We start from the raw sequence: 10,545 nt of genomic DNA, 5'->3' as shown, positions 1-10,545 counted from the left end.
AAACTCCGTTCTACCATCTTTCTTTACCACTATTTATATTTCGGACAGGTCTATTCATTAGGGCAAGGCGACGAGTGCTTTGCACAATCTCGTTGCCTCGGAAAGTCTTGTCTTTGAGGAACTGGGATTGCTCTTTATCGAGCTGGTAGTTTTTGACTAAGAAATCATAGGCTGCTAGGAAAAAGCCTCCAGTGCCGCAGGCAGGGTCAGCGATCGTCTTCAACGGCTCCGGGCGAATGCACTCGACCATTGCCCAGATTAAGGTACGGGGGGTGAAGTATTGCCCTGCTCCACTTTTGGTGTCTTCAGCATTCTTCTCTAGCAGCCCTTCGTAGATTTCGCCTTTGACATCGGCTCCCATGCGCACCCAGCTTTCTTTGTCGATCAGGTCGATGATCTTGAACAGCTTTGCCGGGTCTTGAATCTTATTTTGAGCTTTGGTGAAAATCTGTCCCAGGATGCCTTTCTCTTTGCTGAGTTCTTGCAGCACTTTGAGGTAGTGGAGTTCGAGTTCTGCGCCACGTTTGGTGGTGAGGCTGCTCCAGTTATATTCTGTTGGAATGCCAGTGTTGCGCTTGTAGGGTGGGCGGCTGTACTCGTCTGCCATCTTGAGAAACAGCAGGTAGGTCAACTGCTCCAGATAGTCGCCATAGCCCACCCCATCGTCGCGTAGGGTGTTACAGAAGCTCCAAACTTTAGAGACGATCGCCTGTGTGCTCATTACTATTTCCAAATCAGAGAACTAATGTCAAACAGCAGCTTTTGGCGAGACTCCAGCTCGTTGGGGCCAAAGCTGTCGAAGGGGCGCAGATCCAGGTTGAACCTGGTGATCAGCGCATTCATATCTAGTTTTGACCTATATGAGTCGTCACGAAGAGTTTCGTTCCAGTAGAGTGTGTTGGCGTAGCTCTTGAGTTTATTGGCGTAAAGCTCATTGCTGCTAGAGATATTGTCTCTCCCTTTGAGCAGTAGCAATCCACCCAGGCGATTCCGTTCCTGCTCGAATAGTTCTTCGTTGCTGTCAAACAGTGCCTTGTTCTGGTCGTTGTGGGAAAGTATGTGCTCGATGTGGAAACCATTCACATATCCCGTCTTAAGAACCAGATCCTCAATTGGCTGCTTCATCTGCATGTTGGTGTGTTCAGCTAAGAAGCGTTCGATACGGGCAAAGAAGTAGCGCTTAAAGCGGGTATTGAGGTTGATGCCAGTGTTGCGAAAAAAGGTGTATTGGAAGGGTTCGGTTACGGTAGCCGATCGCTGGCGTGATAGCTCCTCCATCAAATGGCGATCGAATGCAGAGCGGATGTCTTGGACGGGTTTGTTGCGGATCTCGGCTGAAATGCGGTAGAGCCGTTCGCCAAAGGCGTTGCTGTCGTAAGCGTTTTGCAATTGGAGTAAGGAGAAAAGCCGATCGATCTCAGCGGCAACGGTGCGAATTTTTGCTTTTTCCTCTGGATCTTTGAGACAACAACTGGACAGAATTAACAGGTACTGTCCGTCCATGTCGTTAAGTCGATTTAGAAAAACATGAGGATAGTCAGAATGTTCGACTTCTTGAGCTTTCAATAGTTGTAGATAAAGAGTTGTGAAATATTTGAAGTCGCCGTCTAGAAAGTTTTTAACCCCCGATGGGTTATGGGTAAGATGTAGTACACCATTCATGTTGTGGCTAAACATTTCTCGATGGTAATCTCCATCAAAGCGAGTGCCATCTCTACGGGCGTCTGAAAATTTTGCCTTTAGGTAATACCGGAAGAAGGTGTCGATTTCGTCTTCGTAGGAATCGTTGATAGATCGAACTTGGTGTTCCCAAAATCCGTTGTAGTCGCGCTGGTCTAGCTCTAGCTTGTCAATTTGACCCAGCAGTTTGCCTTTGATGATTTCGTAGGGACGCAGACGCACACCGCGATCGTTGATTACCTCAAACACCATCGGCACATCGGTTTGCTCGACCGCCAGGTTGATCAGCACTAGCCTATAGAGGAAGTAGAAAACAAAGGACTCTAGCTTGTGCTGGTCGGTTAACTCTTTGTCTAAATAGGTGGTGATGATTTTATAGTTTTTTACCAAATTGACGGCGGTAATGCCGGAGGCGGTGTCGATCAATCCTAGGTCGTCACCAGCTTTGAGGGCTTCCAATGTCTGTTTATGGCGTTCGTGGTTCATCCAGAACTGATGCTCCATCCCTGAGAAGCCAACCAGCTTGCTTTCTAGCCAGTTCTCAGCTCTTGAGTCAAACTGCTGTGCTAGGTGATAGAGCTTGATGAGAATGAGTGTCAGGGTGGTGAGGCGCTGCTGCCCGTCTACGATATACACTTTGCCGTCGATCGTGTTGGTGACGTAGGTATTCAGGTAGTACCAGGGATATCGGGCGGTAATGGTTTCTTTGGAAGGCGCAAGATCTTTGCGGAGTGCGTATTCCTGGCTAAACTTATAGAAAACATCGTCCAGCAACCGGGTGACTGGCTCCTCTGTCCATTTGTAATCGCGTTGGTAGAAGTCGATGTAATAGACCGTGTTAGAAAAAACACCATCGATATTCTGTTTGTCTGGAGCGATATCGACCATAGTAGCGATCGCCTTGTGTAGTGGTTAACTTCGAGGAACTTCCGCTCTCTAATATGCCCCCCCAACCTAAAACCTTCACAGATATGCCCTGCGAAAGCATCAATATCAAGACTATCTATTGAAGATTAAAGTTGTTTCTGCTTGAATTCGGTCGACAAATTGTGAAAATGCAGGGTAAGACTTGAACTCGTGCCTGAGAGTTTGCCACTCTCGGACGAACAGCGGAGTTTGAAGGGTTCTGATGATTTCTGGTTTCCATATCTTCCAGACATCGTTACTGATATAGTGATCTTTCCAGAGATAGTACTCTTCTGAAGTCAAATTCAAGTATCTAAGAGCAGCGAGACGTATTTCTTCATTAGATTGAATTTGTTTGTCAATCTCAAACCTATACATATAAGCATTTTTAGGGAATGAACTCATGATTCGTTCATATTTTTCAGTGTAATAAGTGAATGCATCGAGGTTCCACTGCCTACGGGCATAACGGCTGCTTTGCCAAAGCGCAATACCAGCAAAAATAATTGAGATAAGCCCAAGTAGTTTCGTAACAACATCAATGATTTCTAGTGTAGTCATGAGCTTTTAAGCAAATAAGCTGTGGAATTTTGAATCAATTATCTGTTGCTAAGTCAAGTTGAATCTGTGCATCCTGTGTTTTACGTGGTTTTCGAGAGGGGTTCTTATTGACAGACTTCTCCGCTCGAATCTGCTCTAACAGCGTCTCGGCTGGCTCGTCGTTGGGGTCTTGAGGCACCAGTTTGCCTTCAAAGGCTTGCTTAAGAATGCTCTGCCGCAGTGCCTCAGCTTTTTGCAGGTTTTCAATAAGGGTTGCTTCAAGTTGATCGCAAATAGACAAGCGTGATTCAATTTCTTGAACAATTTGTTCTTGTTCTTCTAGAGGTGCTAACGGAATAGGAATTGCTGAAAATTTATTAGCACTCAGATGGTTGATCCCAACTCCACTCGCGATATTTGAGAAAATTCCATTGGAGTATAAATTTTTGAAGATAAGCAAGAAGTATTCACTTGACAAATATGTTGGTCTAAATCGAATAACTGTATTTTGAAAACAACAATTTGGAATTTGATTACGCCATACAGCAGGTTTGCCCACTTGTTCAGGGCTACCAGATGCTTCTGAAAGAAGAATATCCCCGCTCTTCAGTTGGTATTGCTGAAATTCATGGGGCTTGAATTCCATATCTAAAACATCGGTCAAATCAAAACCATTCTCAGTAATATTGGCAGCCCTGATATACTTAGTTGGAAAATCTTTTGATCGATTTTGTGGTGATCTCTGTCGTCCTAGTTGTACATAGCCCAACTGTTCAACGCTTGCCCAACACCAACCAATAGGAAGTTCTGGTAATTCAGCTAGTTCAAGTTGAGTTAAAGGCATTAGTTCTTTGGGCTTTGATGGTTTAGTAGGCTTCTTCCCTACCTTCCCGATCGCCTCCCATTCCTTAACAGCCCTCTCCCAGTCTGCCAACTGTTGCTGATAGCGGTTTTCGCGCTCTGCCTTGATTTGAGCCAACAACGCTTCTCCAGTTTTGAGGGTTGATTGCCGCTTTCTCCATTCCTCGGTCAGCTTCCCCTCAAACGCCCACTTCAACACCGCCTGACGATAAACCTTTAGCTGCTTCTGCGCTGTTTTCAGGCTTTCAACACCCTGATCTACATCAGAAAATAACTCCTCAATTTTTTCAACAATTCGATTTTGCTCATTGGTCGGTGGCAGCTCTAAGTCAAAATCACTAACAATTTCTATGTTTAGGTTTACCTGAGTAATCCCCTGCTTATGTTTTTGGACTACATAGGGTCTAAGGTATTGAAAATAGTAAAAGAGGAATTCTTTACTTATCTCGTTTGGCAAACCTAAAAAAGATACGAAACCATCATGTATACAGGCTTCAGCACCAAGAAATTTTGGTATACAAACTGTACCGCTATTAGACAGTATTAAAGATCCTCTTGGTAACAAACGACTTTTCTTAGAACCCTCTTCATTCACTTTAGTTTCAGCATCAAAAATAGTTTTTCCTTTAATTTTTGTGATATCAGCAATTTTGATAAAAGGAATACTGCCTGAAAAATATTTGGGATCTCCCATTGGTCTTGGAGAACCACCTCTAACTACTTCGCAAACTTGCCCAAGCTTTGTGAGTAACCACCCTTTCGGCAATTCTCTAACTTCTCTGTTCCCTTTCGTCATTCGTTACCTATCACTCTGCATTCGCTTCAATCTCTTGCATCCGGTTTACCAACTGCTGATCTAGAGTCAATAGTTCCAGCGTTAAGCATTTGGCAGTAGCCGCAATGATGGCATCGGGTGTTTTTAAGCGGTAGTTTCGTCGAAGGGCGATCGTGCAATCTTCAATTTCTTTGGTCAAGGCAGTGTATTGCATTTGGGCTAATGTGCGCTCAATGCCATCTATTTCTTGCGATGTGATGCCTGGAAACCCTAGCAACTCGATCCGCGTGACGAAACTATAGACACAGGCTTTGGTTTCAATAGTGCGATCGGTCACAACTTTGACCACGGCTTCCTGTTGCTTGACCAAGCCAATCACATAGTTTGTGTCTAGAAGAAACCTAACTCCATTCATCACGCATTTTTCTCTGGAGTTCGACGGGATCTTCGTTAAAGTTTGGTGAGTCTTTCAAAATTCCGGCATATTCTGATAGAAGCCTGCCAGCTTGTGGTGCTTCCTTCTGGGTTTCATTCTGCTCTGCCCGGAGCTTAGACCTGTGCAGCAGAAACTCTGCAAAGTCTAAAACCTCTGCCGCTTGATCCTCTGGTAAAGCTTTTACTAGCTCATAGAGTTTTTCCGCGCTATCCATTCTACCTCTCCTCGATTGCCCGTCGAAATTCTGCCACAGCCTTCCCTTCATCAGTTTCAGCTAGCATCACGCAGCGATTCAGCAAATCAATATTCAACTCTTGCAATCCTGGTAGTTGACTGCGATCGACTCGCTGATAGCCCCCCTCCCGCAGATGGTAGAGGCTGAAGACTCCATCTTCCCAAAACCAAACCTCCTTGACCTCCAAAGCCTGATATCGAGCCAGCTTCCCTTCCCCCCCGCTGCTAAAAACAACCTCAATGGAAAGATCGGGAATTGCTCTAGAGTCATTAATACTTGCCTCGCCAATGCAATACGACTCATCAGCTTGAACAGACACCACCCCCGCTTTTTCTTGAGTCATTGAGCGGGTAGGTTTAAAGCGAATACCCTTGGTTAGCAGAAACGTCATCACCAAATAGCCGATGAAGCTAGCAAATACCTCATGATCACGTCCCGGCATCAGAATTTCAACCGTCCCGTTGTAGTAAAATAGCCTGACCCCAGGAAAACCTTCAAATCCCTGCTGAATCAGCTTAAACTGTTCCCACGTATGCCCGCCGTGAACAATCCGTTGCTCAATTGGGTTTTCAAGTAGTTGAGTCATTGCCTTACTTTACAGGTGGATGGGACAAACAGCTTCACGGTTGAGATCCAATGCAGATCGATCGCTCCGACGGATATTCACCTCTTTCTCATTATGCCGCCAGCGCTTCATTCAATTCCTCAATCAGCGACTCCATTTCATCGCCAAACAGGTCATACATCTTGATTGTCCCCCCATGCCAAACGGCTCATACTCCAAATTGTCCGTCTCTAGGTGAAACGAGGTAGCGATATAGTCCTTCATTATCCGTAGCCACTCTACCTGCTCCTCAGAGAACTTCAACGCCCCTGCCTGCTTGCGAAACACCCAATCCTGAAAATTACGGTTCACCGTGGCTTCGTAGTTGGTCAAGTTGGCATCCGTCCCCACCACTCGCCGAATCAGCGAGACCAGCGCTACCAGTTCGCTAATCGGGCTTTTGCCGTTTACCTGCTCGACCTGCTCGTAGGCTTGCCAAACCCGCAGCGGAGCCAGGTTCGGCTTTTGCAATTTCAGGATATCCAACACCTCCTGCACCATTTGATAGGTGAGCGATCGCCTCTGGTAGGGCTGATTGTAGAAGATTCGCAGCGCCGTAATTTCATCCTTATTGGCTTCAATGAACTGGGCAAAATCTTGAATCACCGACTGTGCCTGATCCTTAGCCTGCTGATCCCATCCGGCAAACGTCACCCGATCGAGATTCACTGTGTCGATAATCTGCTCGTGAACCTTGCGCACATTGTCTACATAATCAATTAGATCACCCGTAAAGATGGCTGCCGCTTGCCGAATTAGGGACTTTTGAGCGGTTTCTAGCTGACCATCCGTGGGTGTTTCGGTTGCAGATAGATTGTTGTCGGCGATCGCTTTGTCAAAAATCACATCTGGGTCATAGGCATTCAGCAGCGCCTCAGCAATCGCCTTGATGTTCTTGCCGCTGGACAATTCCTGAAGCCTGCTTTGCTCCTTCGGGGTTATCTGTCGTTCCAGCCGCGTTAGCCGACTTGCCAACGACAAAAACGCATCCTCATCCTCTGCCCCCATGTGAATGCCCATCATCAAATCTTTGATGGCAGCAGAGGACTTGCGCTCTAACGCACGGGTGTCTGTTTTTAATGTCTTTGTAACACCGACCGCATCAACAATCACAAAATGGGTCTTAGCCGTTTGAGCAGATGGCGTCACCTTCTTCAAAGCATCCATATCGAGGGTGCGCGTTCCCCGACCTTTCATCTGGTCAAAGTAATTTTTCGATCGCACATCCCGCATAAACAGCAGGCATTCTAGCGGTTTCACATCCGTGCCCGTGGCAATCATGTCCACCGTGACCGCAATCCGAGGATAGTAATCATTTCGCAGCTGCGCCAACACCGATTTGGGGTCTTCCTCTGCTTTATACGTCACCTTCTTGCAAAAGGCATTGCCCTCGCCAAACTCTTCCCGCACGATTTTGATGATGTCGTCGGCATGACTATCATCCTTAGCAAAAATCAGCGTCTTCGGCACCTCCTGCCGATTGGGAAAGATCTCCGGTAGCTTGTCTCGAAAGGCGCGAATCACGTTACGAATCTGGCTGGGGTTAACCACATTCTTGTCTAGCTGTTTGCCAGAGTAGGTAATCTCTTCGTCTAGCTGTGCCCAGCGCTGGTTACGGCTCAACTTTTCTCGCTTTTCTACATACTCTTTAGCAACCAGTCGGCTACCATCCTTTGTAATTTCGGTTTCAATGATGTAGGGCAAATAGCCCACATTTACCCCATCGATCACAGCCTGCTCGTGGGTGTATTCGCTCACCACATTTTCATTAAAGAAGCCAAAGGTGCGTTTATCAGGCGTCGCCGTCAGCCCAATCAAGAACGCATCAAAGTAGTCCAACACCTGCTTCCAGATGTTGTAGATCGAGCGGTGGCACTCATCAATCACAATGAAGTCAAAGAACTCGATTGGCAGGCGATCGCTATACACCACAGGCAATGGGGCTTTAGGCTGCACCCATTCATTTGGGTTTGCCTCCTCTGCCTTATCCTCTAGCTCCTCTCCTTTGAGAATGGAGTAGAGCCGCTGAATCGTGGAAATGCAGACCTGGCTATCGGTCGCCACATAGCTCGACTTCAACCGTTGCACCGCATAAAGCTCAGTGAACTTGCGGTTATCGTCATTGGGCGTGTAAGCCATAAACTCTTGCTCTGCCTGTTCGCCCAGGTTCTTAGTATCCACCAAAAACAAGACCCGCTGAGCTTTTGCAAACTTCAACAGGCGGTAGATAAAGTTGATCGAGGTAAATGTCTTACCACTCCCCGTCGCCATTTGAATCAGAGCGCGAGGTCGAGTCGCTTTGAACGAGATATCCAGATTATTGATGGCGCGAATCTGACACTCCCTTAGCCCCTCAATCGGCAGTTCAGGCAAATCCAGCAACCGTGTTCTGAGCGATTGATCCTGGGCTAACCAGGCTTGAAATGTTTCAGGACGATGGAATGAAAAGACTGGGCGAGAGCGCGGCTTGGGGTCACGGCGATCGGTGAAGCGTGTGAGAATGCCAGTGCTCTCATAGATAAACGGCAAAGGCTGGTTGTTAAGGTATTTGAGCTTGCTATCGGCATACTCGCTCGACTGCTCTTCTACTACCGTCAAACGATGACCTTCCTCTTCTCGTTTGGCTTCAATCACGCCGATGGGCTGACGATCGACAAACAGCACATAGTCAGCGGGGCCAGCATCAGTCTGATATTCCCGTACAGCGACACCCAAACGCGCACTCAGATTAATGTTTCTCTTGGGCTGAACATCCCAACCTGCTTGCTTCAAAAGCTCGTCAATGCGATCGCGGGCTTGCTGTTCCGGGTTTTGATTTACTGACGCCATAGCTACTGCCCTTCAACAGGAAAATACTGTTCCAGCAGGTCTGCACCGCGATCGCCCATCTCACGCAAAATCTCTTCAACACGCTTTAAAGCCAAAGAAACAGGCATTGTTTTCTGGTTCTCCCAGCGGTTAACAGAGTAATACGACACCCCAATCTTGGCAGCAAGTTCGGCTTGAGTTAGCCCACTGCGATGACGCATCTCTTGGACTAACTGACTAAATTCAGGTTGCTTGATAACTGACATGACCAAACCAAATGTCAATATGGCAGGTGCCATATTCAGGGTACCCATCATCTTGGCACTGCCAACTGGCGATCGTCTTGGTTTTACAATAGATTCACCAAATTCATAAATTAGCAATCGAGGTCAAGCGCGCTTTATTTCATCTAGGCGATCACATAACCACTACTGGAAGGAATCAAGCCAGAGCCCTTCATCGGGAGGTCAAAGAGGTTATGCGACAAGTCATTGCAAAACATTGCTCAAGGATTCATCCTCAGCTTTAGCTCTAAATGATCATCATTATTTCTCCCAGAATTAAGGTCAAGATGCACATTAAGTAGCGGTGGTTATTCTAGCTAAACCATCGAGAGATAAGAGTTTTCAATGCCCGTGCCAGGTAGGGATAGCTCAACGCTTTTGTGGGCACCCTAATAGCAGGCGATCGCCATAGATGCCACCTCGTAAATTGATTAGATCGCCTTTCCCCCTAATATGATCCTGCGCCTCAAGATCTTGCTCTCTTCTGCTGTAGTGCTGAGCTGCTCCCTCACGGCTTGGAATCACCTTGTCTTGCCCCAACTGTTTCCAGACCTGGCTTGTGCGATGGAGCAAGTCTATGGAGCAACAACAAAGACATGGCACAGCGACTGTCAACCTAACATGAAGCCTGCTGGATTGCTCAAGGCTAGGTAGGATGCCCAAGCAAAAGCCCATCGCTAATGGATGGGCAGGGAGCATGATGTGTAGAATGCTGCTGCGATCATAGGGCAGTGGTTTAACGCTGCCCGTGATGAGTATCACGCAAGATCCACCTTCCTTGCCAAAAAGCCCACCGTTTCCGGCAGGCAGGAGGGTGGATCTTGTAGCAGTTCAATTGTACTATATTGACCCATCAAGGACTGCATCCTGGACTACTTGAGCCTGATTTCACTGCAATTGCTTATTTAGGGTACTTTTTCTAGCAATAAACCCTTTGATATCAAGCTTTTCAAGGCTTTGAGCGTACCCTAAATGAGCGTTTGATGGCGATCGAGGCTTCATTGACTTGGATGGCAGAGCTTCGCTTCTCTTATCAGGGCTTTGCTAACAGAGGATCACCCTATCTCATAGCATCATTACCTGTGCATATTCTGAATTGCGATTAAGCTCAATCGCCTCTCTCATCAGGGCTTTGAGCGTTGCTGACTTGACGGGGCTTTGCTGAGCGAGGATTACTTTCTATAGCCTCTTCGACTGTGGATGCTTTGTTAGGTTGAGGACAAGCTTTGCGGTAGCGGTGGGTGGGGGCTGTGGGTTTAGGGTCTTCTCATCAAGACACAGCAACCTAACGATTGCATTCAGCGGCAGCAAATTGACCAAAACGATAGACGAAGAAATCTTCAACTGTCTGCTGCAATGCGATTTATGGGGAGACGAGCACTAGAAAAGGGAAAGGAGACGACCATGCATTGGGTG

General features: G+C 47.0%; 8 protein-coding genes and 2 pseudogenes. All 10 read right to left on the bottom strand.

What is annotated here, in order from left to right; translation table 11 throughout:
- Positions 1-34: 34 nt before the first annotated feature.
- Positions 35-721 (bottom strand): annotated as a pseudogene (locus tag AC5JMP_RS28050) (type I restriction-modification system subunit M); the annotation flags it as partial.
- A gap of 2 nt (positions 722-723) precedes the next feature.
- A complete protein-coding gene (locus tag AC5JMP_RS28045; RefSeq protein ID WP_495854798.1) occupies positions 724-2,568 on the bottom strand; it encodes a DUF262 domain-containing protein in 1,845 nt (614 codons plus the stop codon).
- A gap of 111 nt (positions 2,569-2,679) precedes the next feature.
- A complete protein-coding gene (locus AC5JMP_RS28040) occupies positions 2,680-3,147 on the bottom strand; it encodes a hypothetical protein (RefSeq protein ID WP_495854797.1) in 468 nt (155 codons plus the stop codon).
- 34 nt (positions 3,148-3,181) lie between these two features.
- The gene (locus tag AC5JMP_RS28035) at positions 3,182-4,783 is read right to left on the bottom strand and encodes a restriction endonuclease subunit S (RefSeq protein ID WP_495854796.1); all 1,602 of its coding nucleotides are present in this window, start codon (positions 4,781-4,783) and stop codon (positions 3,182-3,184) included.
- 10 nt (positions 4,784-4,793) lie between these two features.
- Complete coding sequence (locus AC5JMP_RS28030) at positions 4,794-5,177, bottom strand: type II toxin-antitoxin system VapC family toxin (RefSeq protein WP_495854795.1); 384 nt, start codon at positions 5,175-5,177, stop codon at positions 4,794-4,796.
- Positions 5,164-5,412 carry a DUF2281 domain-containing protein gene (locus AC5JMP_RS28025; RefSeq protein WP_495854794.1) on the bottom strand — a complete coding sequence of 83 codons (249 nt, stop codon included), beginning with the start codon at positions 5,410-5,412 and terminating at the stop codon, positions 5,164-5,166. The genes AC5JMP_RS28030 and AC5JMP_RS28025 overlap by 14 nt, the downstream gene beginning before the upstream one ends.
- A 1-nt stretch (position 5,413) precedes the next feature.
- Positions 5,414-6,019 (bottom strand): Uma2 family endonuclease, encoded by a 606-nt coding sequence (locus AC5JMP_RS28020; RefSeq protein ID WP_495854793.1) that lies wholly within the window; start codon positions 6,017-6,019, stop codon positions 5,414-5,416.
- Between the two features lie 91 nt (positions 6,020-6,110).
- Positions 6,111-8,866, bottom strand: a pseudogene (locus AC5JMP_RS28015) (type I restriction endonuclease subunit R).
- Positions 8,867-8,868: 2 nt separating this feature from the next.
- Positions 8,869-9,111, bottom strand: coding sequence for a helix-turn-helix domain-containing protein (locus AC5JMP_RS28010; RefSeq protein ID WP_495854792.1), 243 nt, complete (start codon positions 9,109-9,111; stop codon positions 8,869-8,871).
- A gap of 387 nt (positions 9,112-9,498) precedes the next feature.
- Positions 9,499-9,702: a hypothetical protein gene (locus AC5JMP_RS28005; protein WP_495854791.1), complete on the bottom strand. Its 204-nt coding sequence runs from the start codon at positions 9,700-9,702 to the stop codon at positions 9,499-9,501.
- Positions 9,703-10,545: the final 843 nt, after the last annotated feature.

This window comes from Drouetiella sp. (assembly GCF_059504425.1).
The sequence above is the reverse complement of the archived record's forward strand: the minus strand, read 5'-3'. Positions and strand labels throughout refer to the sequence as shown.